Below are 25,155 nucleotides of genomic sequence, written 5' to 3' on the forward strand. Positions count from 1 at the left end.
TCACCAGACGTCCCCTTCTCGCCAGTCACACACGATGTCGCCGTCGAGGTCCAGCGGCACCGCGACGGGCATGACGTACACGCCGCCGTCGTCGTCCTCGGTGCGCACGACCCCGCTCGGGGCGAGCACCGAGGACGGCCCGCGCCACAGCACCCATCCGCGGGCCGTGTAGAAGTCCAGCGCGTCCTCGCTCGCGCTCAACGCACCGAGGTCGTAGGCGTGGCGGATCACCCGTTCCAGCGCGGTCATCAGGGCCGCGCCGTGGCCTTGCCGCCGCCGGTCCTGCCGCACCGCAACGGCCTCGACGTACCCGGCCCGCAACGCCCGACCGCCGTGGAGCAACCGCCGCTGAACCACGGATCCGTGCCCGACGAGGTCGTCGCCCTCCCACGCGAAAGCGTGAACGCCGCCGAGGGCGTGCTCCCAGTCGTGGTCGGAGAAGTCGCCGTCGAAAGCGTCGTCGCACAGCGCCCGTGCGGCCTTGAGCAGGTCGACGTCCACGTCGGACGTGTGCAGCGTCGTGATCACCGGGCCCCCAAACCCTTGTCCACCAACAACATCACCGTACGCGCCAACTCGGGGGCGTCGGCGGCGGGCAGCAGGCCGGCCAGGAGTTGCGAGCACAGGCCGTGCATGACGCAGGACATCAGCAGCGTCACGTCGGCCACCGGGTGCGGCGCGAGTTCACCGGACTCCTGGGCGGCTTCGATCGAGGTCGCCATGCGGGCGTAGACCCGCTGCTCGGCCGCCGCGAGGTCGGGGAAGTCGGCGCGGCGGGGGACGTCGGCGGAGCCGAACATCAGGCGGTACAGGGACGGGTTGGCCAGCGCGAACTCCAGGTAGGCGCGCCCGATGCCGTGCAGCCGCTCGAGCGGTGTGCCCGGGGGTTCGGCGAGTGCCGCCAGTTCGTCGAAGCCCTGTGCCATCACGGCGGCGACGAGCGAGGCCTTGTCCGCGAAGTGCCGGTAGGCGGCGGCGTGCGACACCCCGGCCGCGGCGGCGGCCTTGCGCAGGGTCAGCCCCTCCGCGCCCTCGGCGTCCACCAGGGCGCGCGCGGCCGTGACCAGTCCCGCGCGCAGGGCGCCGTGGTGGTAGGGCTTACGCGGCAATGTTGCCACTGGTAACTTCCTCCTCATGACTCGCGTCGCCGGAATCCTCCTCGCCGCACTCGGCGCTCTCCACATCGTCCTCACGACCGCGTTCAACCACGAGAGCTGGGCCCGGTGGATCGGCGCCGGCCTGTGGGCGGCCGTGCCGCCGCCGGGTGCGGGGTTCACGCCGGACCAGTACGTCCTGTGGCTCACGCTGGGCAGCTTCGGCGTGCCCCTGATCCTGCTCGGCCTGGTCGTGGCGGACACGGCCCGGCGCGGCGGAAGCGTGCCCGCGTACCTGGGTTGGGTCGTTGGTGCGTGGGCGCTGCTGCTGTCGGTGGTGCTGGTGGCCGTGCCGGGCTGGTTGGTGCTGGTCCCGGCCGTGCTACTGATCCGTGGCGCACGTCACAGCGCTTCGCCGTCACGAATCGAGGTGCCGTCTCGCTCCACCGTCGACTGAAAGGACGTGGACATGACGGACATCGTGGTCATCGGCGCCGGCTACGCGGGCCTGGCGGCAGCGAAACTCGCGGCGCGCTGGACCGGCGCGAAGGTCACCCTGGTCAACGAGCGCGACCGGTTCGTGGAGCGGGTGCGCCTGCACCAGCTGGCGGCCGGCCAGACCCTGCGCGACCTGCCGCTGGTCGACCTGCTGCGGGGGACCGGCGTGGAGCTGGTGGTCGACCGGGTGACGGCGATCGACCCGGAGGCGCGCAAGGTGCGGCTGCGGGACAGCGCGCTCTCCTACGACAAGCTGATCTACGCGTTGGGCAGCCACGCGGACTTGGGCGCTGTGCCCGGTGTTCGCGAGCACGCCCAGACCGTGACCACGTTGGAGGAGGCCGAACGCCTGCGCCTCGCCCTGGCCGATGCGCGCGTGGTCGCCGTGGCCGGCGGTGGCTTGACGGGCATCGAAGCCGCCGCCGAACTCGCCGAGTCCCACCCGCGGTTGGAAGTCCACCTGGTCACCGCCGGCGCGCTGGGCGCCGGCCTGTCCCCTGCGGCCCGTGCCCACTTGGAGAAGGTGTTCACGCGGCTGGGCGTGGTGGTGCACGAGCAGTCCCGGATCACTTCGGTGGACGCTCGGGGCTTGGCGCTGGCCGATGGCCGGGTCGACGCGGACACCGTGGTGTGGACCGCCGGATTCACGGTGCCGGACCTCGCCCGTTCGGCCGGTTTCGAGGTCGACGCGCAGGGCCGGATGATCGTCGACGACACCCTGACGTCGGTGTCCCACCCGGACGTCGTGGCGGTCGGGGACGCCGCCGCGATGCACCGCCCGGACGGGCAGGAAATCCGCATGGCGTGCGCGACCGGGCTGCCGACGACGCAGCGGGCGGTGCGGGCGCTGGCCGACAAGCTGCGGGGGCGGACGCCGAAGCCGTTCCGGTTCTCGTACATCAACCAGTGCGTGAGCTTGGGGAGGCGGGACGGTTTGATCCAGTTCGTCCGGTCGGACGACAGCCCGCGCGACATGGTCCTGACCGGGCGCTGGGCGGCGCGCTACAAGGAGGCGGTCGTGAAGTTCACGATCGCCTTCCAGCGCCACCCCACCCTGCCCGCCGGCTGACTCGGCGGGTTCCGCTCACCGGATCGAGTGAACTCCAGCGCCACACCCCAACCAACCGGCCGCCCAGCCGCGTAAGACGGGGTGAGGGCGGCAGGTGGTTCGCGGGGTGGCTAAAGCTCGAAGCGGTAGCCCATGCCGGGTTCGGTGACCAGGTGGCGGGGGTGGGAGGGTTCCGGTTCTAGTTTGCGGCGGAGTTGGGCGAGGTAGACGCGCAGGTAGTGAGTTTCTTTCGCGTATTGCGGGCCCCACACCTCCTGCAACAGCTGCTTCTGCGCCACCAACCGACCCCGGTTGCGGGCCAGGATTTCCAGCAGCCCCCACTCCGTCGGGGTCAGGTGCACCTCGGCGCCCTCCCGCAGGACCTTCTTCGCCACCAGGTCCACGGTGAACGACGCCGTCTGCACCACGGCGTCCTCGCCCTCCACCACCGCCGACCGCCGCACCGCCGCGCGCAACCGCGCCAGCAACTCGTCCATCCCGAACGGCTTGGTCACGTAGTCGTCCGCCCCGGCGTCCAGCGCCTCGACCTTGTCCGTCGAGTCCGTCCGCGCCGACAGCACGATGATCGGCACCGACGTCCACCCGCGCAGCCCCGCGATGACCTCCGTCCCGTCCACGTCCGGCAACCCGAGGTCCAGCACCACCACGTCCGGTTTCCCCTCGGCGGCGGCCCGCAAGGCCGCCGTGCCGTCGTGGGCGGTCAGGACCGCGTAGCCCCGTGCGGTCAGGTTGATCCGCAGGGCGCGCACGATCTGCGGTTCGTCGTCGACCACGAGCACCTTCGTCACGGTCCGACACTACGTCCAAACCCGCCCCGCTCGCTGTCCGTGGTCAATTCTGACGTGGTCTTGACGCCTCCCCATCACCGCTTTTATGGCGTTTTTACGGGCGGTTGACCGCATCGGTGCGGAAAGCGTGAGTACATCCGGGTGCGAATGAATCCATTTGCTGGACACCGGTCGCGCGATAGTGCAAATGTCCTGTCCGAATTCGGACAACTGCTCACGGTGGGTGAGCCACGAGGAGGTCTTCGATGACCACCAGTGTGACCAACCAAGACGCGTTGCAGCTCGTGGTCGCCGTCCACCGACTGGTCCGCAGCCTGCGGCAGTCGGCGTCGGTGCGCAGGCTCCAGCCCACGCAGCTCCTCGTCCTCGCCGAGCTGGCGGCGCAGGGCCCCATGCGCATCGGCGAGATCGCGGTCCGGGCGCTGTGCTCGCAGCCCACGGCCACGACCGTCGTGACGGGACTGGAGTCCAGCGGGCTGGTGCGCCGCGAAGCCGACCCGGCGGACGGGCGCGCGACCATCGTGGAACTGACCGGCGCGGGCCGGGAGACGATCGTCTCCCTCGCCCACGGCGAGGCCGAACTGCTCTCCGAACGGCTGTCGCGGCTGTCCGAAGAGGAGCGCGACCACGTCCGCTCGGTCACGCCGCTGCTGCGCCGCCTCGCCGAACCCCGAACACGCTAGCGAACCGTCACAGACCGCGCGGCCTCGGCTGGCAGCGCGGGCACGAGTAGGACGACCGGTTCATGAACGGTTCCCGCACCACGGCCGTGCCACACCGGCGGCACGGCCGGTTCTCCTGCCCGTAAACGTTGAGCGAACGGTCGAAGTAGCCGGATTGGCCGTTCACGTTCACGTACAGCGCGTCGAAAGAAGTCCCGCCCTCGCCCAGCGCCTCGTGCATCACCTCGGCCGCGTGGGTGAGCAGCTCCACCGCTTTCGCCCGCGTCAGCTTCTCCGTCGGCCGCAGACCGTGCAGCTTGGACCGCCACAGCGCCTCGTCCGCGTAGATGTTGCCCACACCGGACACCAGCGTCTGGTCCAGCAGCGCGCGCTTCACCTCGGTCCGCCGCCGCCGCAGCGCCGCCACCGCCGCCACCAGGTCGAACGCCGGGTCCATCGGGTCGCGCGCGATGTGCGCGACCGGCTCCGGCAGGGCGGTGCCGTCCACGTCGACCAGTTCGGCCAGCGCGAGCCCGCCGAACGTCCGCTGGTCCACGAACCGCAGCTCGGGACCTTCGTCGGCGAACCGGACCCGCACCCGCAGGTGCTTCTCGTCCGGCGCCCCGACCGGCTGCACCAGCATCTGGCCGCTCATCCCGAGGTGCGCGAGCAGCGCGTCCCCGTCGGACAGGTCCACCCACAGGTACTTGCCCCGCCGGCGGGCCTGGACCATGGTCCGACCGGTCAACCGATGCGCGAAATCCGCCGCACCTGGTAGGTGTCGGCGGATCGCACGGGGGTGCAGGACCTCGACGGAGGCGACGGTCCGACCGGCGACGTGCTCGTGCAGGCCTCGGCGGACTACTTCTACCTCGGGCAGCTCGGGCACGTGCGGGTGGTCAGTCCTCGTTCTCGGCGGTCTCTTCGGAAGCCTGCTCCAGCTCTTCGAGCAGCTCGTAGGCGGCGGCCTGCGGCTTGGTCGGCTTGAGGACCCAGCCACCCGCCTGCGCGGTGTCGCGGACCAGGACCAAGCCCTGGATGCCGCCGCTGCGGGTGGCGTTCAACGGTCGGGAGGGGCGGCGGTCGCGCACGCGCCGGGTCGTCCGGACGTTCGTGGCATACATCGGCGTCAGTCTTCCTTGGTTTGTGAAGTCTGCGGTGTCGCCGAGTTCTGGGCGTGCCCGTTGCCGGCCGCGGCGGTCTCCTGCTCCGCGCGGACCCGTTCCGACAGCACGCGGTAGGCGGCCTCGGCCGCCTTCTGCTCGGCTTCCTTCTTGGTGCGCCCGTCGCCGGCGCCGTGGGACTGCCCACCCACGAGCACCGTGGCGGTGAACTCCTTGCGGTGGTCGGGACCCTGGTCGTCCACGCGGTACTCGGGGACGCCGAGCCCGGCCGAAGCCGTCAGCTCCTGCAGGCTGGTCTTCCAGTCCAGGCCCGCGCCGCGCAGCGGCGCCTCCGCGAGCAGCGGGTCGAACAGGCGGTGGACCAGTTGACGCGCGGTGTCGATGCCGAACTGCAGGTACACCGCGCCGATGACGGCCTCCAGGCCGTCCGCGAGGATGCTCGCCTTGTCCCTGCCGCCGGTCAGCTCCTCGCCGCGACCGAGCAGCAGGTGCCCGCCCAGACCGTCGTCACCCAGGCCGCGGGCCACACCGGCCAGCGCGTGCATGTTCACCACGCTGGCGCGCAGCTTGGCGAGCTGGCCCTCCGGCAGTTCCGGGTGGGTCTGGTAGAGGTGGTCGGTGACGACGAGGCCGAGCACCGCGTCGCCGAGGAACTCCAGTCGCTCGTTCGGCGGCAGACCGCCGTTCTCGTACGCGTACGACCGGTGTGTCAGTGCGAGCGTCAGCAGCTCGGCGTCCAAGGGGACGCCGAGCGCTTCGAGCAACGGGGCGCGGTCGGCGGACCGACCGCGCGACGACCTGCCCCCCACTGTGCGCCGCTTCTCTTCGCTGGAGGAGGTCAGGCCGGCTGGACGACCTGGCGGCCGTCGTACTGGCCGCAGGCCGGGCAGGCGACGTGCTGCGGCTTCGGCTGGCGGCAGGCCCGGTTCGAGCAGGCCACCAGGTGCACGGCAGCGGTCTTCCACTGAGCGCGGCGCGAGCGCGTGTTCGAGCGCGACATCTTCCGCTTCGGGACGGCCACGACTAGTTCTCCTCTGGATTGTCACGATTCCCGTCGAACCGCTCGCGCAGAGCGGCCCACCGGGGGTCAATCGTCTCATGCCCGTGGTCGGGGCCGAGCTCAGCCAGCTTGCCACCGCAGTCGACGCACAGCCCCGGGCAGTCCGGCGAGCACAGCGGCACCTGCGGCAGCGACAGCACGATGGCGTCGTTCACCACAGGCTCGAGGTCGACCAGGTCGTCGTGCAACCGACTGACCTCGTCCTCCTCGGTGGTCTCGTCGGTGGTGCTGTCCGGATAGGCGTACAGCTCCGTGAGCCCCACTTCGACCTTCGCCGACAGCGGTTCCAGGCAGCGCGAGCACTCCCCTTCGACCACCGTCGAGGCCGTGCCCGTCACCAGGACGCCCTCCACCACGGACTCCAGGAGGAGGTCCAGGTCGACGACGCCACCCTTCGGCACCGCGATCACGCCTTCGAGGCCCATTCCCCCGGCGGGCACCGACCGGGTCACCGCGCGTGAAGAGCCCGCACGACGCCCGAGGTCCCTGGTGTCGATGACCCAGGGCCCGGTGGCTGCGGGACGCGCGGAGGCGTGACGGTGCTCAGACATGATGTTGGTTTTGCCGACGGGTGACTTACCACGGCCAGCCGGTCAAGGGTACGGGACAACCGGCCGGGACGTGAAATCGGGTGCTCAGGGGCTTGCGCGGACGGTGACCGCCCGATGGGCCGGCGGTCAGCGGGCGGCCGACTCGTGGTAGTCGAACGGCGCGGCGGCGGCGTTGACCGCCGGGCCGCGCAGGTGCGAGCGGCCCTTGCCGACGCTGCGCAGGGTGTGCGCGAGCAGGTCCTCGAAGTCGGCGAGCTTGCCGTCCACGTAGGCGTCGCACTCGTTGCGCAGCCGGATGGCCTCCGCCTGGGCGGCCTCCAGGATGCGCGCGGACTCGGCGTGCGAGGCCTGCACCACCTCGGTGGCGTCGACCAGGCGGGCCTGCTCGGCGCGGCCCTCCTCGATGGCGCGCTCGTAGTTGGCGCGGCCGGCCTGCACCATGCGGTCGGCCTCGGCGTGGGCGCGCCCGACCAGGTCCTCGTACTCCTGGCGGCCCGCGGTGACCGTGCGCTGCGCCTGGTCCTCCGCCTCGGCGACCATCCGCTCGGCGCGCGACCGGGCCTCGGACAGCATCCGCTCGGCCTCGTGCTGGGCCTCGGCGACGATCCGCTCGGCCTCGGCGCGGGCCTTGCTGGTGGCGGCCTCCAGCTCGTGCTGGGCCTTGCCGACCAGCTCGTCGCGGTGGTCGAGGACGTCCTGCGCGTCGTCCAGCTCGGCCGGGATGGCGTCGCGGACGTCGTCGAGCAGTTCGAGCACGTCACCGCGCGGGACGACGCACCCGGAGGTCATCGGCACGCCACGCGCTTCCTCGACGATCGTGACCAGCTCGTCGAGGGCCTCGAACACCCGGTACACGGCACACTCCCCACGCCCACACTGCGGTACCCGTCCTAGTGTGCCCTGCCCGATCACGACACGCGGGGAGATCGGGGTGGCGTGTTGGCGAGGGTGATCAAGCTTTCAGATGGGCTCAGGTCAGACCGGTGTGACGTCACTCATGCGAGTGGCCGGATCACCACATCGTGTGAATATCCGGCTACTGGGAGTTGTGTGCTTATCGGCTTATCGCCGCTCGGCGAGGCGCTGGGTCAGGCGGGCCATGATCGACGGGGGCAGCAGGGTGGACACGTCGCCGCCGTAGGTCGCCACGTCCTTCACCAGGGAGCTGGCCAGGAAGCTGTAGATGGGGTTGGTCGGCATGAACAGCGTCTCGACCCCGGTGAGCTGGTGGTTCATCTGGGCCATCTGCAACTCGTAGTCGTAGTCGCTGACCGCGCGCAGGCCCTTGACGATGGCCTTGATGTCGTTCTCCCGGCAGTAGTCGACCAGCAGGCCGTGCCACGAGTCGACCCGCACGTTGGGCCACTGGGCGGTCACCTCGCGGAGCATGTCCGTGCGCTCTTCCACCGAGAACAGGGTCTTCTTGTTCTTGTTGATGAGCACGGCGACGACGACCTCGTCGAAGAGCTTCGCCGCTCTGCCGATGATGTCCAGGTGTCCGTTGGTGGCCGGGTCGTAGGAGCCGGGGCACACGGCACGCGTCATGGTTTCGGACGGTAGCACCCGATCGGATGCGTCCAGTCCGGTCGTGGTCCGCATCACCCGTGCGGGCCGGCGTGCTCCGCCCAGTACAGCGCGGTGTCGCCGTATCGCTTGCTGCGCAAGGATTCCAGCGCGGGTGGCCAGATCGGTTCAGGAGTCCGCGCGGACCGTTCGACGACGATCACCGAGCCGGGCGCGGTCCACCCGTGCGCGACCAGCGCGGCGAGGACCTCGGCCAGTTGGGCGTCGGTCACGTCGTAGGGCGGATCGGCGAAGACGACGTCGCACGGGGCCTCGGGCGGGCTCGCGAGGGCGGCCAGCGCGGTCCGGTTGACGACGGTGGCGCCCGGCAGCCCGATGGTCTTGGCGTTCGCCTTCAACACTTCGGCAGCCCGCTTGTCCGACTCGACGAACGTGGCGTGCGCCGCACCCCGGGACAGCGCCTCGAACCCCAGCGCCCCGCTGCCCGCGTAGAGGTCGAGGACGCGGACGCCGTCGAGGTCGACGAGCGCTTCGAGCGAGCTGAACAACGCCTCCCGCACCCGGTCGGAGGTGGGACGCGTGCCTTTCGGCGGCACCTGCAGGCGCCGACCCCCGGCCACGCCCGCCACGATCCTGGTCATGGGGTGATTGTGCAGTGTTGGATGGCGCGACTCCGTCGCGGCGGCGAGGCCGCCCCGAGGGTCGGCTCATCGCGCCGCGTTTCCCGCCGACCGAAAAACATGATCGTCGGGAAACGCGGCGCGACAAGCCGACGGCGGCCTCGCGGGGTCATCGTCCCAGGTGGGCGCCGCCGTTGACCGGGATGACCTGGCCGGTGATGTGGCCCGCCTCCGGCGAGGTGAGGAACGCCACGGTCGCGGCCACGTCCGCCGGTGTCCCGGCGCGGCCGTTCGCGGTCTGGGAGATGAGCGTCCGGCGGCGCTGGTCGGTCATCCCGCCGCCGAAGAACTCGGTGTCCTCGATGAAGCCCGGCGACACCACGTTGGCCGTGATGCCCCGCCCGCCCAGCTTGAACGCCAGCTCCGCGGTCCACGCCTCGACCGCCGCCTTGGCCGCGCCGTAGCTGCCACCGCCGCGCCGGCCCGCGATGGAGCCGATGGTCACCACGCGGGCCTGCTCGGCGAGCCGGGGTTCCAGCGCGGTGGTGACCAGGACGGCCGTGACGACGTTCGACTCGTAGGCCGCGAGCCACTGGCCGCGCAGGTCGTCGCCACCCGTGAGCCCGCCGGCGTTGTTCACCAGCACGTCCACAGTGGACGGCAGGTCGGCCAGCGCGGCGTCCACCTGCGCCGGGTCGGCCGCGTCGAACGCCACCGCCCGCGCACCGATCTCCGCCGCCGCGGCCCGGAGCACGTCCTCCCGCCGACCTGTGATCACCACTTCCAGCCCACGCGCCACCAGTTCCGCCGCGATGGCCCGCCCGATACCGGTGCCACCACCGGTCACCACCGCCGTCCGAGCGCCCTTGCCGCTGTCCGTGCCCGTGTCCGTGCTCATGCCAGTGCCTGCCACCATCCGTCGACCTGCGGGGGATCGTCCACGTCGATCCTTTCACCGGGTCGCGGGACGGCGAGCGGGATTTCCCACGCCTTGGCCTCCCGCCACACCCGGTCGACGGGTTCGGACCAGTCGTGGAAGGCCAGGTTGAACGTCGCCCAGTGCACCGGCACCAGCAGTCCGCCCCGGACGTCCCGGTGCGCGGCCACACCCTCCTCGGGCGTCATGTGGATGTCCGGCCAGCCCGGCCCGTACGCGCCGATCTGGATCAGCGAGGCGTCGAACGGGCCGTACTTGTCGCCGATGCGCTTGTAGCCGTCGAAGTACCCGGTGTCACCGCTGTAGTACACGCGGTGCTCGGGGCCGAGGATGACCCAGGACGCCCACAGCGTGTTGTCGCGCCGGAAGCCGCGGCCGGAGAAGTGCTGGGCGGGCGAGGCGACCAGCCGGACGCCGGCGACCTCGTGGGACTCGTCCCAGTCCAGCTCGACGATCCGCGACCCGGGCACCTTCCAGCGGCGCAGGTGCGCCCCGATGCCCAGCGGCACCACGAAGACGGCGTGCGTGGTGGCGGTCAGGTCCCGGACGGTGGCCTGGTCGAGGTGGTCGTAGTGGTCGTGCGAGATGACGACCGCGTCCACCGGCCCGACCTCGGCCAACGTGTGCGGCACCGCGTGCAGCCGCTTCGGGCCCACGAGGCGGGACGGCGAGCACCGGTCGCTCCACACGGGATCGAGCAGGATGCGGGCGCCGTCGATCTCGACCAGGGTGGACGCGTGGCCGTACCAGGTGAGGTGGAGCCCTTCGGTCGCCACGTCGTGCGGGGCGGGCACCAGCGGCACGTCCCCGACGGGATGCCGTTGCTGCCCACCGAAAACCAGCTCACGCGCGGTGTCCCCGGCACTGCCAGCCGGCATGGTCCGCGTCCGCACGGCGTTGTGGAACTTCCCGTCCCAGTACCGCGGCGACCGCCACACCCGCTCCCCACCGGGCCGCCCACCCAAGGCCCCCGGCACGTCCCGCAACCCCCACACGACCGCGCCGGCCGCCAACCCGAGCAGCGCTGCGGTGACCTTCTTCATGGCTCCTCCAACGCCAAGACGCCCGACCGGGTTCCCCCACCGGACGCCGCCAACCCGAGACCCCCGTCACCTCCGGTCGAGATCACGGACGGTCAACCACCGACACCAGGACCTGGCCCAGCACCGCCGCGAGAACGACCAAGACGTACAAGGCGACCGGCCGGCGCGGCAGCCGCTCCGGCGGGCGCACCACCTCACCCACGGCCCTCCCCCGTTCCAGCGCGGCCGTCAGCAGGGCCTCGTTGCGCCCGCGCCGCGCGGCGTAGGAGGGAGACAGCTTCGACCACAGCCAAAGCTGGTCGAACTCCCACACCTCCTCCCCACCCCCGGCGAACACGAGGTGCAGCCGGTTGAACTCCTCCTCCACGCGGGCGATCGCGCTCCACCGGTACACCGACGCCGTCAACGACCGCACGACCAGCACCCCGCCGTCGTTCCACACCAACCGAGGCCGCAACCCCGACCGCCACATCAGCTCCACCAGCGGCAACGCCACCACCAACGACACCGCCCACGCCGGCACCCACCCCGGCAACACCACCAACTCGGCCGCCGGCACCCCACCCGCGAACAACGCGCACATCACGGCCGCGAAGTAGTTGATCAGCGCACTGCGCCTGATCTCCCCCACGTCCCCTCCCGAACCACAAAACGGGCCGGGCACCCCGCGAGGATGCCCGGCCCGCTCGAACTCCGGCACTCACTCCAGCACGATCAACAGATCGCCACCCTCGACCTGCTGCACCCCGCCCACAGCCAGCCGCTTCACGCGACCAGCCTTCGGCGCGGTGATAGCGGCCTCCATCTTCATGGCCTCGATGGTCGCCACCGTCTGACCGGCCTCCACCGAGTCGCCCTCCGCCACCGACGGCGTGACGACCCCGGCGAACGGCGCGGCCACGTGGTCCGGATCCGCGCGGTCGGCCTTCTCCGCCGCCGGGATCTCCGCCGCGATCGACCGGTCCCGGACCTGGATCGGCCGGAGTTGGCCGTTCAGGGTCGCCATGACCGTCCGCATGCCGCGCTCGTCGGCCTCGCCGATGGCCTCCAGGCCGATCAGCAGCCGCACACCCGGCTCCAGGTCGACCTGGTACTCCTCCCCCGGCCGCAAGCCGTAGAAGAAGTCCTTGCTGGTCAACACGCTCGTGTCGCCGAACGCATCCCGGTGGGCCCGGAACTCCTTGGTCGGCGCCGGGAACAGCAACCGGTTCAGGGTGTTGCGGCGGTCCGTGGCCAGGCCCTCCTCGTCCTCCGGGGTCAGCGAAGCCACGCCCTTGGGAGCCGCGCGGCCCTGCAAGGCCTTGCTGCGGAACGGCTCCGGCCAGCCGCCGGGCGGGTCGCCCAGCTCGCCGGACAGGAAGCCGACGACCGACGCCGGGATGTCGAACCGGCCCGGGTCCGCCTCGAAGTCCTTCGGGGAGACGCCCGCGCCCACCAGGTGCAGCGCCAGGTCACCGACCACCTTGGACGACGGCGTCACCTTCACCAGGCGACCGAGCATCCGGTCCGCCGCCGCGTACATGGCCTCGATCTCCTCGAACTTCTGCCCGAGACCGAGCGCGACCGCCTGGGTGCGCAGGTTCGACAGCTGACCGCCGGGGATCTCGTGGTGGTACACGCGACCGGTCGGGCCGGGGATGCCGGACTCGAACGGCGCGTACACCTTGCGCACGGCCTCCCAGTACGGCTCGATGTCGCACACCGCCTGCAACGACAGACCCGTCGCGTGCTCGGTGTGGTCGGTGGCCGCGACGATCGCCGACAGCGGCGGCTGGGACGTCGTCCCCGCCATGGACGCCGCCGCGCCGTCCACCGCGTCCACACCGGACTGGATGGCCGCGAGGTAGGTCGCCAGCTGGCCGCCCGCCGTGTCGTGCGTGTGCAGGTGCACCGGCAGGTCGAACTCCTTGCGCAGCGCGCCGATCAGCCGGGCCGCGGCGGGCGGGCGGAGGAGGCCCGCCATGTCCTTCACGGCCAGCACGTGCGCGCCCGCGCCGACGATCTGCTCGGCCAGCTTGAGGTAGTAGTCGAGCGTGTAGAGCCGTTCGTCCGGGTTGGACAGGTCGGCCGTGTAGCACAGGGCCACTTCGGCGACCGCCGTCCCGGTCTCCCGCACCGCCTCGATCGCCGGCCGCATCTGCTCGACGTCGTTCAAAGCGTCGAAGATCCGGAAGATGTCGATGCCGGTCTTGGTGGCCTCCTCGACGAACGCGGTCGTCACGGCCTCCGGGTACGGCGTGTAGCCGACGGTGTTGCGCCCGCGCAGCAGCATCTGGAGGGTGATGTTCGGGACGGCCTCGCGCAGCGCCGCCAGCCGCTCCCACGGGTCCTCGGCGAGGAACCGCAGCGCCACGTCGTAGGTCGCGCCGCCCCACGCCTCCAGGGACAATAGCTGCGGCGTCAGGCGCGCCACGTGCGGCGCGACCGCGAGCAGGTCCTTGGTGCGCACGCGGGTCGCCAGCAGCGACTGGTGGGCGTCGCGGAACGTCGTGTCGGTGACCTGGAGCGCCTTGCTCTCCCGCAGCCACCGGGCGAAGCCCTCGGGCCCCAGCTCGGTCAGCTTCTGCTTGGACCCCGCCGGCGGTTCGGCGTTGAGGTCGACGACGGGCAGCTTGTCCTTCGGGTCCACCGCGGACGGGCGCGGGCCGTTGGGCTTGTTGACCGTCACGTCCGCCAGGTAGGTCAGCAGGCGGGTGCCGCGGTCGGCGGAGTGCCGCGCGGTCAGCAGGTGCGGGCGCTTCTCGATGAACGAGGTGGTGACCCGGCCCTCGAAGAAGTCCTCGTCGTCCAGCACCGCCTGGAGGAACGGGATGTTCGTGGACACACCGCGGATGCGGAACTCCGCCACGGCGCGCCGCGCGCGGGCCACGGCCGCGGCGAACGTCCGGCCCCGGCAGGACAGCTTGACCAGCATCGAGTCGAAGTGCGCGCTGACCACGGTGCCCGCGCCGGTGGTGCCGCCGTCGAGCCGGATGCCCGAGCCGCCCGGCGAGCGGTAGGCGCTGATCATGCCGGTGTCGGGGCGGAACCCGTTGGCCGGGTCCTCGGTGGTGATGCGGCACTGGAGGGCCGCGCCGCGCAGCTGGACGGTGTCCTGGCTCAGGCCGAGGTCAGCCAGCGTCTCGCCGGAGGCGATGCGCATCTGCGACTGGACCAGGTCGACGTCGGTGACCTCCTCGGTCACCGTGTGCTCGACCTGGATGCGCGGGTTCATCTCGATGAAGACGTAGTTGCCGTTCGGGTCGAGCAGGAACTCGACGGTGCCCGCGTTGCGGTAGCCGATGTGGCGGGCGAACCGGACGGCGTCGTTGCAGATGCGCTCGCGCAGCTCGGGGTCGAGGTTGGGCGCGGGCGCGATCTCGATGACCTTCTGGTGGCGGCGCTGCACCGAGCAGTCCCGCTCGAACAGGTGGATCACGTCGCCCTCGCCGTCGGCGAGGATCTGCACCTCGATGTGCCGGGGCTCGACGACGGCCTGCTCCAGGAACACCGTCGGGTCGCCGAACGCCGACTCGGCCTCGCGGGACGCGGCCTCCAGGGCCTCGCGCAGCGCGGCCGGGTCCTCGACGCGCCGCATGCCGCGGCCACCGCCGCCGGCGACAGCCTTCACGAACACCGGGAAGTCGATCTCCTTGGCCGCCTCCAGCAGCGCGTCGATGTCGCTGGACGGCTCGCTGGAGCGCAGCACGGGCAGCCCGGCCTCCCGGGCGGCGGCGATCGCGCGCGCCTTGTTGCCGGTCAGCTCCAGCACCTCGGACGGCGGTCCGACGAACGTGATCCCGGCGTCGGCGCACGCCTTGGCCAGCTCGGGGTTCTCCGACAGGAAGCCGTAGCCCGGGTACACCGCGTCGGCGCCCGCCTTGCGGGCGGCCTTGATGATCTCGTCGACGGAGAGGTAGGCCCGGACGGGGTGGCCGGGTTCACCGATCTCGTAGGACTCGTCGGCCTTCAGCCGGTGCAGTGAATTGCGGTCCTCGTGGGGGAAGACGGCAACCGTGCCGGCACCCAGCTCGTAGGCAGCGCGAAAAGCCCGGATCGCGATCTCGCCGCGGTTGGCGACAAGAACCTTGCGGAACATTCGGCGTTCCCTCCCAGGTCACTCGGCGGACAATCAAGGCACGCTACCGTGAGGTTCCCGCTGGTCGGGAGTTCCATCCCACGTGACGGACGTCATCCTGATCGTTCACTCGTCCGGTCAAGCACGGGCGCGGCCGGGGAATTGTCCCGTGCGGACGTCCCGCCCGCAGCCCCCGACCGATCGGCTCACACTGCGGGACGCCGACAAGTGCGGTGGACTGTGAGCGCACGATCACCGACCCGTTACAGCGCGTTCGCTGCATCGGGTGAGTGGTGGAGTCGACTTCTCGGTAGGGTTGGGCATATGGCCGGGGCTGAAGGGACGGGGCAGCCTGCTGCCCGCACCCACTTCGACGTCGTTCTGCGCGGGTACAACCAGCGGCAGGTCAACGAGCGCGTGACACGCCTGGAGTTCGACCTGAAGAACTCCAACCGGGCGCGCGACGCCGCGTCGGCCCAGGTCGGCGAGCTGACCAAGCTGCTCAACAGCACCCGCGCGGAGCTGGACAAGGTCAAGGCGCAGCTGGGGAACCTGGCCAACAGCCCGGTCAACGCCTCGAACGTCACCGAACGCGTGCGCGTGATGATGACGCTGGCCGAGGAGGAGATCGCCGACATCCGCAAGGGCGCCCTCGACCAGGCCAACGCCACCCGCGCCGAAGCCGAGCGCTTCGCCGCCGAGGGCCGGGCCGCCCACCAGCGCGCGATGGGCGAGGTCGAGGAACGCCGCAAGCAACTGGAGGCGGCCCACAAGCAGCGCACGGCCGAGCTGGAGCAGCAGTACCAGGAGCGCCGCGCCGAACTCGAGCGCGCCCACGAGGACCGCCGCGCCGAGCTGGAGCGCTCGCACGAGGAACTCCGCGCCAAGCTGACCGCCGAACACGAGGCCCTCCTCGCCCAGACCCGCGCCGACCACGACCGCCTGGCCGCGGAGTTCGACGAGAAGACCAAGGACCTGGAGAAGCGCCGGGTCGACCTGGACGCCAAGTACAAGGGCTACCACGACGACCTGGACAAGGAGTACGACGAACTCCGCACCACCCTCCGCAAGGAGCACGAGGTGCACGTCGTCGAGGCCAAGGCCGAAGCGGCGAAGCTGCTGGAAGCCGCCCGGGCGGACGCGGAGAAGCTCCGCGCGGACTCCGCCAAGCAGGTCGCCGACCTGGAGTCCGAGGCCCTGGCCAAGGCGGAGAAGGCGGTCGCTGAGGCCAACGCGACGGCCGAGAAGACGCTGTCGGAGGCCAAGGCCGCGGCCGAGAAGACGACCTCGGAAGCGGACAGTTATGCCGAACGCACCCGCGGCGAGGCCGACACCTATGCCGAACGCACCCGCGGCGAGGCGGATTCCTATGCCGAGCGCACCCGCGGTGAGGCGGATGCCCACGCGGACCAGCGGATCACGGCGGCCGACCGGAAGCTGACCGAGCTGCACACCGTGCACAAGGCGCTGACCGAGCAGTTCACGGCGGCCCAGGAGGCGGTCCTCAACGCGGTAGCCACCCTTTCGCCCCTCGACATCGAGGCGGAGGAGGAGGCTGCGGCGGCAGAGGGGACTGCGTCAGAGGGCGCTGCGGCGAAGGAGGAGGCTGCCGCGGAGGACACGCCCGAGTCCGAGCAGCCGACCAAGCAGCTGCCCATCCCGAAACCGAGCTAACGCCCCCACGCCACAAGCGACCCCAACGCTTTTCACCGCACAGCGCCTGCTTTTGCCGAGCAGCGCCTGCTTTCGCTTTTGCCGCGCAGCGGCTGCTTTTGCCGCGCAGCGGCTGCTTTTGCCCGGGCTTGCCAAGCCACAGGAAGGGCCTCGGTTCGTCCCCCGTACGGCCTGGGCGCAGCCCAACCACGCTTTGGTCCTTTCCGCAACCACGCTTTACCGGTTGCGGAAAGGACCAAAGCGTGGTTGCCTCCGGCAGGCCGTGCGGGGGACGAACCGACGCCCTTCCACCCCCGGGGGCCTGCCGCGCGGCGAGCGCCGCTTTTGATCTTTCGAGCGCGCCAGCGCGTTCGGCTCGAGAGCGCGTCAGCGCAGTTCAAGAGCGCGAAGGGCGTTCAAGAGCGCGAAGCGCGTTCCTCCTCCAGCCGCGCGGAGCGCGTTGCGTTCGGCCCCGCGAAGCGTGGACTTGAGCGCGTAAGCGCAATCTCAAAGATTAAAAGAGCCTCGCCGGCGGGCGAGCCGCCAAGGATGACACAACTACAACTGCGGGGGCTTCTTGCTTGTGTCATCCTCGCTGACCCGGCAAAGCCGACCACATTTTTGGTCGGATGCCGCTAAAAATTTTGCTCGTTCCTCACAAAATTTTCGGCTGCACCCGACCAAAAATGTGGTAGCCCTTCGGGCGGGCCATACGGGGATGACACAAGCAAGAAGCCCAAGTTGAGCTGTGTCCCCACCGGCGGACTGCCCGCACGGCAACGCGGACTAGCCGCGCGGCGAGGCGGGCTGGCCGCATCGCGAGGCGGACTGGCCGTGCGGCAACGCGGGCTGGCCGTGCGGTTGCGGAGGCCGGTTGTCGGGGGAACGTGGGCTGGCTAGCCGGGTAGCTGGTCCGCCGGAATGGTTTCCGACGCCGGCGGGAGGGTGACGTCGAGTTTGCCGCCCCACTCGGTGAACCGGGTGGTCGACTGCTTGACCACCTTCCCCTCCAGCTCGAACCGGTACTCCGCCTTCAACGGCGTCCCCGCCCCGTCCACCCACACCACCGCGTTGATGGTCACCCCGTGCTCCGCCAGCTGCGTGTGCTGCAACTGGGTGTCCGAGTCCTTGATGACCTTCGCCATCTTCAGCGGGTCGACCACCAGGTCGTACCGGGTCGCCGCCACCCCGTCCAAGGGCTCCTCGGCCTTCGACACGATCAACGCCGCCCTCGGCTGGACGTAGTCCAGTTCCGCGCCCACGGTCGCGCCCGGGCCGAAGCCCCGCAGCAACGCCGTCACCTCGCCGTTGTTGCCCGAGGTGTACAGGCCCCACTTCTTGCCCGCCGGCATGGGGGCGCCCTCGACGTGGACGTAGATGCCCTCGCGGGCGATCACCAGGTCCATCTTGCGGTTCTGGCCGGCGGTGGTCATGGTCATGGTCATCGCGCCGGTCACGCCCTCGGGGTCCTGGCGCAGGGTGCCGTCCACGACGTTGCGGACCTCGGTGGACGCGCCGTCCGAGGCGAAGCCCTCGGTGTGGAAGCGGGCGGTCTTCAGCTCGGACCGGCGTTGGTCGATCTTCTCCGCGAGCACGGCCAGGTCGCCCTTGGGCAGCGACGACGCCGTGGGCGGCGCGGTTTCGCCGCCGGACGTGCATGCGACCAGCAGGAACGGCATCAGGGCGAGCAGCAGACGGCGCACAGTGCGCCGACGTTACTACTCCTCCACCGCGCGGTCGCGGCGGGTTCTTGTCAGCGCCGCCATCATCAGTTCCCGGGCGCCGGCGATCGGCATGGTGCTGAGCAGTTGCTGCGCGATGTCACCGCTGCCGCCGATGAACTGCGGCGCCCGGGCCTTGGCCAGTCGCGCGATCCGCTCGGCCGCCACCTGCTCCCGGCCCAGCAGCTTGACCAGGGTGCGAACGGAATGGGAATTCCACTTCGCCGGCACTTTCCGCCGGTTCAGCGCAGCAGGACCTGCCACTCCTCGCGCACCGGCGGCAGGTCCAGGTCGAACTCCCACAGGAACGCCCGCCGCCACTGCCACCCGGTGCGCGCCGCGTGCACCATCAGCGCCGACCCGAGCAGCACGCACCCCACGGCGAGCACCGCGAACAGCTTCTGCCCGGCGTCACCCACGCTCCACGCCCGCACCGCCACCACCACCGGCAGCGCGACCACCGCCAGGTCGAACAGCAGGCCCAGCAGCCGCCGCCACCACGGCCGCGCGTGGAACACCACCCCGGAGTCCAGCAGGGTGTCGCACTCGTCGGGACCGTGCTCGCGCAGCCGCATCGCCTCCGCGCGCCGGTGCCCGATCTCGTGCCACACCCGCACCAGCGTGGCCCCGCCCAGCACCAGCAGCAGCAGGTCCACCGCGTGCAGGAACCACGGGCCGGGGTTGGCCAGCCACGACAGCACCCCGGCCAGCAGCATCACCGCGCCCGAGGCCTCCATCGACCACAGGTACCGCGTGGCCACCCACCCCGGCACCATCGACCGCACGACCAGGTCGCGCATGTCCGGCCGGCCGCGCAACAACTCCAGCGCCTCGGCGTGCGCTCGGGCGTAGTCCCCCGGCATCCTCGTTACGCCTTCTCCAGGTATTCCGCCCGTTCCTCGTCCAGCAGCCCGGCCACGAGGCCGGCCAGGCCCGGGTGGGCGACGAGGTCCGGGTCGGCGTCGACGACCTCGGTGGCCACGATCCGCGCCTGCGCGATGACGTCCTCGTCGCGCAGCAGCGAGAGCATCTTCAACCCCGACCGCTTGCCCGACTGGGCCGCGCCGAGGATGTCGCCCTCGCGCCGCAGCTCCAGGTCGAGCTGGGCCAGCTCGAAACCGTCCAGTGTGGACTCCACCGCGCGCAGCCGCTCCATGGTCGAGGTCCCGTCGGGCATCTCCGTGACCAGCAGGCACAGCCCCGGCGCGCTGCCCCGGCCGACCCGGCCGCGCAGCTGGTGGAGCTGGCTGACGCCGAACCGGTCGGCGTCCATGATCACCATGACGGTCGCGTTCGGCACGTTCACGCCGACCTCGACCACGGTCGTGGCGACCAGCACCTGCACCTCGCCGGACGCGAAGGCCCGCATCACGGCGTCCTTCTCGTCCGGGGGCATCCGCCCGTGCAGGATGTCGATCCGCAGGCCGTGCAACGGCCCTTCGGACAGCTTCTGCGCCACGTCCACCACGGCCAGCGGGGGGCGGCGGTCCGCGGAGTCGTCCTTCTTGGGCGGGGTGTCCTCCTCGCTCTCCCCGTCGCCGATGCGCGGGCACACCACGTACACCTGGTGGCCCTTGCGGACCTCCTCGTGGATGCGCTGCCACGCCCGGTCCAGCCAGGACGGCTTCTGCGCCACCGGCACCACGGACGTGCTGATCGGCGACCGGCCGGCGGGCAGCTCGCGCAGCGCCGAGACCTCCAGGTCGCCGTAGACGGTCATGGCGACCGTGCGCGGGATCGGGGTCGCGGTCATCACCAGCACGTGCGGGGTGGACCCGCTCGCACGCCCGCTCAGCGCGGCCCGCTGCTCGACGCCGAACCGGTGCTGCTCGTCCACCACCACCAGGCCCAGGTCGTGGAACTCGACCTTGTCCTGGATCAGGGCGTGCGTGCCGACGACGATCCCGGCCTCCCCGGTCATGATCTCCAGCAGCGCCTTCTTGCGCTGGGCGGTGTTCATGGACCCGGTCAGCAGGGTCACCCGGGTCGCGTGCTCGGCCGCGCCCAGCTCGCCCGCCTGCCCGAGGTCGCCCAGCAGTTCGCTCAGCGACCGGGCGTGCTGCGCGGCCAGCACCTCGGTGGGCGCGAGCATCGCGGCCTGCCGGCCCGCGTCGACGACCTGGAGCATCGCCCGCAGCGCCACCATCGTGTTGTGCGTGACGATGAAGTGGTCGGTCACGTACAGCCGGGACGGGTGCGCGATCGAGATGCACTGCACCGGTTTCACGCCGACGAACTCGACCGCCTCGACGCGCCGGACGGGTGGCGCGGTGCGGTCCAGGGCGTCGCGGAACGGCGGGAACTCCTCGGGCAGCCGCACGGTCACCTCGTGCAGCTCGTAGCCGAACGCGATGCTGCCCGTGCCGCCCAGCGACTCGGCCAGCTCGCTGACGTACTCGGCGAGGTTCTCGGACTCGGTGCGGAACACCACGTCCACGCCGTCGCACCGGCCGCCGGTGGTGAGCAGGCCCTGGAGCAGTTCGTGGCGTTCCTTGACCGGCGCGAGTTCGACGCAGTCGACGTCCGGCGCGACCACCATCGGCAGCCGCCACTTCGGGGTGCCGTCCAGGTCGTAGAGGTCGTCGCGCAGCTCGCGCAGGGTCTTGACCTCGCCGGTGTGCAGCTGCCACAGGTGGTCGAGGTCGCACTCGACGGACTTCCCGTCCGACAGCACCACCCGGTACACCTCGCGCTCCCCCTGCGGGAACACGCCGGTGACGGTCGTCGTGGTGCCGTCGGCGGCGATCACCTCGGCGCCCTCTTCGATCTCCCCCATCGGCACGAAACCCTCGGGGGTGAGCACGAGCGCGTCCAGCGGCTGGGCCTTGCCGGAGCCGACCTCGCCCTGGAGCAGCCGGTTCATCGGGTGCTCGCCGGACAGGTCGCGCGCGATCGCCCCGCCGACCTCCTGCTGGCCCTTGGTGAGCTCGAACGGCAGCCGCGCGTCGAACGCGTCCCGCACCATGCCGGGCTTGGGCGGGCACGCGGGCGCGGGCCGGGCGGTGGCGGACTTGCGGCGCTGGGCCAGGGCGAGCTGCACGGCCAGCGCCTCGTCCCACTTCAGGCGCTGCTGGGCGAGGGTGATCTCGGCCCAGCTCTCGGGCCGGTGGACGAACCGGATCGCCTTCTCCAGCCCGATGAGGTCCTGCGACTCGCGCAGCCGCTCCGGCAGCGGGTCCTCGTCCACCCCCTCCCACACGGCCAGCACCTGCTCGACGCAGTTGGACACGTGCCAGGACTGGATGCCCTGCGCCGCCGGGTAGACCGGGATGAACGCACCCGCGAACTTCGCCGCCGCGTCGTCGGACGCGGCGTCGAGCACCTGGTAGTCGGGGTGGGCGAGCTGGAGCTTGCCGTTGAACATGCCGACCTTGCCCGCGAACATGGCCTCGCGCCCCGGCAGCAGCTCCCGCTCGACGGCCCGCGACCCGCGCCCGAAGAACACCAGGTGCAGGTCCGAGGACCCGTCGGTGATCACGGCTTCGAGCAGTTCCCCGTTGCGGCTCTTCATCCTGCGGTGCCGAACGCTCTTCACGCGTGCTTGGACGGTGGCGTGCTCGCCCAGTTCCAGGCCCTTGATCTCGGTGAGCTTGCCGCGCTCGTCGTAGCGGCGCGGGTAGTGCCGCAGCAGCTCACCGACCGTCGTCAGGCCGAGCCCGCTCTCCAGCGCGTCGGCGCTCTTCTTGCCCAGCACCGACACCAGTTTGTCGTCGAAGGTCGTCATCGCCGACCATTCAACTACTCGACACCGACAACGAGTGCGGCGCCGGGCTGTCCACCGTGGTACGCCGTGATTTCAACCTCCGGATGGGCGATCCTCAGGTGGCTTTCGAGTGTTTCCGCGAGCCCGTCGGGGGCATCCTCGCCCAGCAGCGCGGTCACCAGCTCCCCGCCGCCGGCGAGCATCCGGTCCACCAGCCGGCACGCCAGCGCGGCCAGGTCGGTGCCGGCGGGCTCGACCATGACGACCTCGCCGTCCTGCATGGCCAGCAGGTCACCGGGCTCGCAGCGGCCGACCCACGTGATGGCTTCCCGTTCGGCGACCCGGACCTCACCCCGCCGGGTCGCGGCGGCGGCTTCGGCCATCGCGACCACGTCGTCGCCGGCGCGGCGGTTGGGGTCGTGCACGGCCAGCGCGGACAGCGCCTGCACCGGCGAGAACGCGGGCACGACGACGACGTCCTGCCCGGCCGCGACGGCGTAGGCGACGGCTTCGTCCACCGGGCCGCGCATGTCCTCGGCGGTGGGCAGCACGGTGACGTGCCGCGCCCGGGTGCCCGCGATGAGGGCGAGCAGCCCGGCCGGGTCGGCGGTGGGCGCCGCCGCGACCGCGCCCTCGGCCTCGAACAGCTCCCGCGCACCGTCCCCGGCGACCACCACGACGACCGCGCGGTCCTGCCCGAACCGGACCGCTTGCGCCTCGACCTGGTCGGCGAACCGGGCGACCGTGATCCGGTGCGGCCGACCCTGCTCCACGCCCGCCTCGATGGCCGCGCCGATGTCGTTGCAGTGGACGTGGACGGTCCACAGGCCCGCGCCGTCGCCGACCACCGAGACGCTGTCGCCGAGGGCGTTGAGGCGCTGCTTGAGGTCTTCGGGGTCGGTCGGGTCGTCGAGGAGGTACATGACCTCGTACTCGAAGTCGGTGGAGCCGGCCTCGCGGGCGGTGGTCAGGGCTTCCGCGGTGCGCGGGGGCGCGGTGATCTTCTGGTGCTCGACGGGCTGCCCCGTGATCACGGCGACGAGTGTGTCCAGCAGCACGACCAGCCCTTTCGCGCCCGCGTCCACCACCCCGGCCTTGGCCAGGACGGCGAGCTGGCGGGGGGTGTCGGCGAGGGCTTCGGCACTGGCCTTGGCGGCGGCGGTGACGACTTTGTCGAGGTCGTCGGAGGGGCAGTCGCGCGCGGCCTCGGCGGCGGCGTGCAGAACGGTGAGCACGGTCCCCGGGACCGGCTTGGACACGGCGGCGGTGGCCAACTCGTCCGCCCTCTTGAGCGCGGTGCGGATCGCGGCCCCACCCGCCTCGGACACCCCTTGGGCGGCTTCGGCCAGCCCGCGCAGGACCTGGGAGATGATCACCCCGGAGTTGCCCCGGGCGCCTTGGAGCGCGCCCCTGGCCAGGGCCGCGAGGGCCTGACCTGCGTCGTCGGCGCGGGTGCGCAGGAGGGAGTCCTGGGCGGAGCGCATGGTCTGGGAGAGGTTGGTGCCGGTGTCGCCGTCGGGGACGGGGAAGACGTTGATGCGGTCGATGTCGTCCCGGTTGGCGTCCAGGGACCGGACACACGCGTCCGCCCACCGGCGCACCGCGACCGCATCGAGAGCCTGCATGGCGGGGAGGGTATTCGATATCGCCAGGCCTTGGTTCGAGAGCGCAGCCGGCTTGGCGCGGGGGGCGCGCTCGGCCCTGGTGTGGAGGCCCGGCCCGGCCCTGGCGTGGCGGCGCGCTCGGCCCTGGTTCGGAGGCGCGGCAAGCGCGGTTCGTGGACGCGGCGTGCCCCGGTTTGGAGGCGTCACGACCGACGGGCTACCCTGTCCAGGTTGCCATGCCCGGCTGAGGCTTGTGCACGCTTGCGCGCCCGCCGGGGCGTGAGTACCGCTGGAGAAACCTTAAGGAGTGGCTGACGTGGCTGCCGTGTGCGACGTCTGTGGCAAGGGGCCGGGCTTCGGCAAGTCGGTCTCGCACTCCCACCGGCGCACCAACCGCCGGTGGAACCCGAACATCCAGACCGTGCGCGCGAAGGTCTCGTCTTCGCAGCGGCAGCGGCTGAACGTGTGCACCTCGTGCCTGAAGGCGGGCAAGGTGGTTCGCGGCTGACACCCGCGTTCTGACGTTGTCGAGAGGCCCCCGGAGCCCGCTCCGGGGGCCTCTCGGCGTGCTCGGGCGGTCGCATGTCATACCTCGGCGGGGGAATCAGCGGCAGGCGCGAGCGGCGGCACCGCGCGAGCAAGCGGCACCGAGGTAGCAGGCAGGTGGTGGCCAAGCCGGGACCGCCAACCGCGCCACAGCCAACCGCCCAACCGCTCCCAGGCCGGCCCCTCGCAGGCCGGCCGGTCAGCCGGTCCGGTCCGGACCTACGGCAGCTTCCAGTCGATCGGCTCGGCCCCCTGCTGCACCAGCAGCTCATTCGCCCGCGAGAACGGCCGAGACCCGAAGAACCCGGCCGCCGCCGACAACGGCGAAGGATGCGCCGACTCGATGCACGGGAACGGCTCCAGCATCGGCCGCAGGTTGCGCGCGTTGCGCCCCCACAGGATCGCCACCAACGGCTCCGACCGCTCCGCCAACGCCCGGATCGCCTGCTCGGTCACCGGCTCCCACCCCTTGCCCTGGTGGGAGTTCGACTTGCCCGGCTGCACGGTCAGCGCCCTGTTCAGCAGCAGCACGCCCTGCTCGGTCCACGGCGTCAGATCACCGTTGGACGGCTTGGGGTGCCCCAAGTCGTCCACGTACTCCTTGTAGATGTTGATCAACGACTTCGGGATCGGCCGCGTCTCCGGCGACACCGAGAACGACAACCCCACCGCGTGCCCCGGCGTCGGGTACGGGTCCTGCCCCACGATCAGCACCCGCACCCCGTGGAACGGCTGCTGGAACGCCCGCAGCACGTTCTCCCCGGCCGGCAGGTAGGTCCGCCCCGCGGCCACCTCCGCGCGCAGGAACTCGCCCATCTTCGCGATCTGGTCGGCCACCGGCGCGAGAGCGCGCGCCCATCCGGCCTCGACAATTTCCTCTAGGGGACGTGCCACGGCGGTG

General features: G+C 71.3%; 26 protein-coding genes. 5 read left to right on the forward strand and 21 right to left on the reverse strand.

Annotated features, from left to right (window positions below):
- Positions 1 to 528 (reverse strand): GNAT family N-acetyltransferase, encoded by a 528-nt coding sequence (locus tag RIN75_RS22795; protein ID WP_309114029.1) that lies wholly within the window; start codon positions 526 to 528, stop codon positions 1 to 3.
- Positions 525 to 1,118 carry a TetR-like C-terminal domain-containing protein gene (locus tag RIN75_RS22800; protein WP_309114030.1) on the reverse strand — a complete coding sequence of 198 codons (594 nt, stop codon included), beginning with the start codon at positions 1,116 to 1,118 and terminating at the stop codon, positions 525 to 527. Before RIN75_RS22800 ends, RIN75_RS22795 begins: the two co-directional genes overlap by 4 nt.
- A gap of 16 nt (positions 1,119 to 1,134) precedes the next feature.
- On the opposite strand from RIN75_RS22800, the gene RIN75_RS22805 reads away from it, so the two are divergent.
- Complete coding sequence (locus RIN75_RS22805; protein WP_309114031.1) at positions 1,135 to 1,551, forward strand: DUF6463 family protein; 417 nt, start codon at positions 1,135 to 1,137, stop codon at positions 1,549 to 1,551.
- A gap of 12 nt (positions 1,552 to 1,563) precedes the next feature.
- On the forward strand, positions 1,564 to 2,661 hold the full coding sequence (locus RIN75_RS22810; RefSeq protein WP_309114032.1) for an FAD-dependent oxidoreductase: 1,098 nt from the start codon (positions 1,564 to 1,566) through the stop codon (positions 2,659 to 2,661).
- 110 nt (positions 2,662 to 2,771) lie between these two features.
- Here RIN75_RS22810 and RIN75_RS22815 read toward each other — a convergent pair whose 3' ends face one another.
- Complete coding sequence (locus RIN75_RS22815) at positions 2,772 to 3,449, reverse strand: response regulator (RefSeq protein ID WP_309114033.1); 678 nt, start codon at positions 3,447 to 3,449, stop codon at positions 2,772 to 2,774.
- A 245-nt stretch (positions 3,450 to 3,694) separates the two neighbouring features.
- On the opposite strand from RIN75_RS22815, the gene RIN75_RS22820 reads away from it, so the two are divergent.
- A complete protein-coding gene (locus RIN75_RS22820) occupies positions 3,695 to 4,132 on the forward strand; it encodes a MarR family transcriptional regulator (RefSeq protein WP_309114034.1) in 438 nt (145 codons plus the stop codon).
- Between the two features lie 7 nt (positions 4,133 to 4,139).
- Here the strand turns inward: RIN75_RS22820 and mutM are convergent, their stop codons facing one another.
- The 12 genes from mutM to RIN75_RS22880 all read right to left on the reverse strand — a co-directional run bounded on the left by mutM (position 4,140) and on the right by RIN75_RS22880 (position 15,048).
- Positions 4,140 to 5,000, reverse strand: coding sequence for a bifunctional DNA-formamidopyrimidine glycosylase/DNA-(apurinic or apyrimidinic site) lyase (gene mutM, locus RIN75_RS22825; RefSeq protein WP_309114035.1), 861 nt, complete (start codon positions 4,998 to 5,000; stop codon positions 4,140 to 4,142).
- A gap of 10 nt (positions 5,001 to 5,010) precedes the next feature.
- The gene (locus RIN75_RS22830; protein ID WP_309114036.1) at positions 5,011 to 5,235 is read right to left on the reverse strand and encodes a hypothetical protein; all 225 of its coding nucleotides are present in this window, start codon (positions 5,233 to 5,235) and stop codon (positions 5,011 to 5,013) included.
- Between the two features lie 5 nt (positions 5,236 to 5,240).
- Entirely contained in the window at positions 5,241 to 6,044 is an 804-nt protein-coding gene (gene rnc / locus RIN75_RS22835; RefSeq protein ID WP_309114037.1) for a ribonuclease III, read from the reverse strand.
- Between the two features lie 29 nt (positions 6,045 to 6,073).
- Positions 6,074 to 6,256, reverse strand: a complete 183-nt coding sequence (gene rpmF, locus RIN75_RS22840; RefSeq protein WP_015104500.1) for a 50S ribosomal protein L32 — start codon at positions 6,254 to 6,256, stop codon at positions 6,074 to 6,076.
- Positions 6,257 to 6,258: 2 nt separating this feature from the next.
- A complete protein-coding gene (locus RIN75_RS22845) occupies positions 6,259 to 6,846 on the reverse strand; it encodes a YceD family protein (RefSeq protein WP_309114038.1) in 588 nt (195 codons plus the stop codon).
- A 126-nt stretch (positions 6,847 to 6,972) separates the two neighbouring features.
- Positions 6,973 to 7,701 (reverse strand): DivIVA domain-containing protein, encoded by a 729-nt coding sequence (locus tag RIN75_RS22850; protein ID WP_309114039.1) that lies wholly within the window; start codon positions 7,699 to 7,701, stop codon positions 6,973 to 6,975.
- Positions 7,702 to 7,908: 207 nt separating this feature from the next.
- Complete coding sequence (gene coaD / locus RIN75_RS22855) at positions 7,909 to 8,391, reverse strand: pantetheine-phosphate adenylyltransferase (protein ID WP_309114040.1); 483 nt, start codon at positions 8,389 to 8,391, stop codon at positions 7,909 to 7,911.
- A 53-nt stretch (positions 8,392 to 8,444) separates the two neighbouring features.
- On the reverse strand, positions 8,445 to 9,011 hold the full coding sequence (gene rsmD / locus RIN75_RS22860) for a 16S rRNA (guanine(966)-N(2))-methyltransferase RsmD (RefSeq protein WP_309114041.1): 567 nt from the start codon (positions 9,009 to 9,011) through the stop codon (positions 8,445 to 8,447).
- A gap of 148 nt (positions 9,012 to 9,159) precedes the next feature.
- Positions 9,160 to 9,888: an SDR family oxidoreductase gene (locus tag RIN75_RS22865; protein ID WP_309114042.1), complete on the reverse strand. Its 729-nt coding sequence runs from the start codon at positions 9,886 to 9,888 to the stop codon at positions 9,160 to 9,162.
- On the reverse strand, positions 9,885 to 10,970 hold the full coding sequence (locus tag RIN75_RS22870; RefSeq protein ID WP_309114043.1) for an MBL fold metallo-hydrolase: 1,086 nt from the start codon (positions 10,968 to 10,970) through the stop codon (positions 9,885 to 9,887). The genes RIN75_RS22865 and RIN75_RS22870 overlap by 4 nt, the downstream gene beginning before the upstream one ends.
- An 82-nt stretch (positions 10,971 to 11,052) precedes the next feature.
- Complete coding sequence (locus RIN75_RS22875) at positions 11,053 to 11,601, reverse strand: hypothetical protein (RefSeq protein ID WP_309114044.1); 549 nt, start codon at positions 11,599 to 11,601, stop codon at positions 11,053 to 11,055.
- A gap of 69 nt (positions 11,602 to 11,670) precedes the next feature.
- Complete coding sequence (locus tag RIN75_RS22880) at positions 11,671 to 15,048, reverse strand: pyruvate carboxylase (RefSeq protein ID WP_309114045.1); 3,378 nt, start codon at positions 15,046 to 15,048, stop codon at positions 11,671 to 11,673.
- Between the two features lie 303 nt (positions 15,049 to 15,351).
- Between RIN75_RS22880 and RIN75_RS22885 the strand changes: the two genes are divergently transcribed.
- Positions 15,352 to 16,701, forward strand: a complete 1,350-nt coding sequence (locus tag RIN75_RS22885) for a hypothetical protein (RefSeq protein ID WP_309114046.1) — start codon at positions 15,352 to 15,354, stop codon at positions 16,699 to 16,701.
- 875 nt (positions 16,702 to 17,576) lie between these two features.
- Here RIN75_RS22885 and RIN75_RS22890 read toward each other — a convergent pair.
- From RIN75_RS22890 to RIN75_RS22910, 5 genes are read right to left on the reverse strand one after another with little or no spacing between them, the layout of a single operon-like run.
- Entirely contained in the window at positions 17,577 to 18,383 is an 807-nt protein-coding gene (locus tag RIN75_RS22890) for a hypothetical protein (protein ID WP_309114047.1), read from the reverse strand.
- Positions 18,384 to 18,398: 15 nt separating this feature from the next.
- The gene (locus RIN75_RS22895; RefSeq protein ID WP_309114048.1) at positions 18,399 to 18,632 is read right to left on the reverse strand and encodes a hypothetical protein; all 234 of its coding nucleotides are present in this window, start codon (positions 18,630 to 18,632) and stop codon (positions 18,399 to 18,401) included.
- 11 nt (positions 18,633 to 18,643) lie between these two features.
- Complete coding sequence (locus RIN75_RS22900) at positions 18,644 to 19,264, reverse strand: hypothetical protein (RefSeq protein WP_309114049.1); 621 nt, start codon at positions 19,262 to 19,264, stop codon at positions 18,644 to 18,646.
- A 5-nt stretch (positions 19,265 to 19,269) separates the two neighbouring features.
- Positions 19,270 to 22,125 carry a helicase-related protein gene (locus RIN75_RS22905; protein WP_309114050.1) on the reverse strand — a complete coding sequence of 952 codons (2,856 nt, stop codon included), beginning with the start codon at positions 22,123 to 22,125 and terminating at the stop codon, positions 19,270 to 19,272.
- Positions 22,126 to 22,139: 14 nt separating this feature from the next.
- Positions 22,140 to 23,729 carry a DAK2 domain-containing protein gene (locus RIN75_RS22910; RefSeq protein WP_309114051.1) on the reverse strand — a complete coding sequence of 530 codons (1,590 nt, stop codon included), beginning with the start codon at positions 23,727 to 23,729 and terminating at the stop codon, positions 22,140 to 22,142.
- A 295-nt stretch (positions 23,730 to 24,024) separates the two neighbouring features.
- On the opposite strand from RIN75_RS22910, the gene rpmB reads away from it, so the two are divergent.
- Positions 24,025 to 24,216 carry a 50S ribosomal protein L28 gene (rpmB, locus tag RIN75_RS22915; RefSeq protein WP_015804671.1) on the forward strand — a complete coding sequence of 64 codons (192 nt, stop codon included), beginning with the start codon at positions 24,025 to 24,027 and terminating at the stop codon, positions 24,214 to 24,216.
- Positions 24,217 to 24,473: 257 nt separating this feature from the next.
- Here rpmB and RIN75_RS22920 read toward each other — a convergent pair whose 3' ends face one another.
- On the reverse strand, positions 24,474 to 25,148 hold the full coding sequence (locus tag RIN75_RS22920) for a uracil-DNA glycosylase (protein ID WP_309114052.1): 675 nt from the start codon (positions 25,146 to 25,148) through the stop codon (positions 24,474 to 24,476).
- Positions 25,149 to 25,155 lie beyond the last annotated feature (7 nt).

The organism is Saccharothrix sp., assembly GCF_031180885.1.
Lineage (GTDB): Bacteria > Actinomycetota > Actinomycetes > Mycobacteriales > Pseudonocardiaceae > Actinosynnema.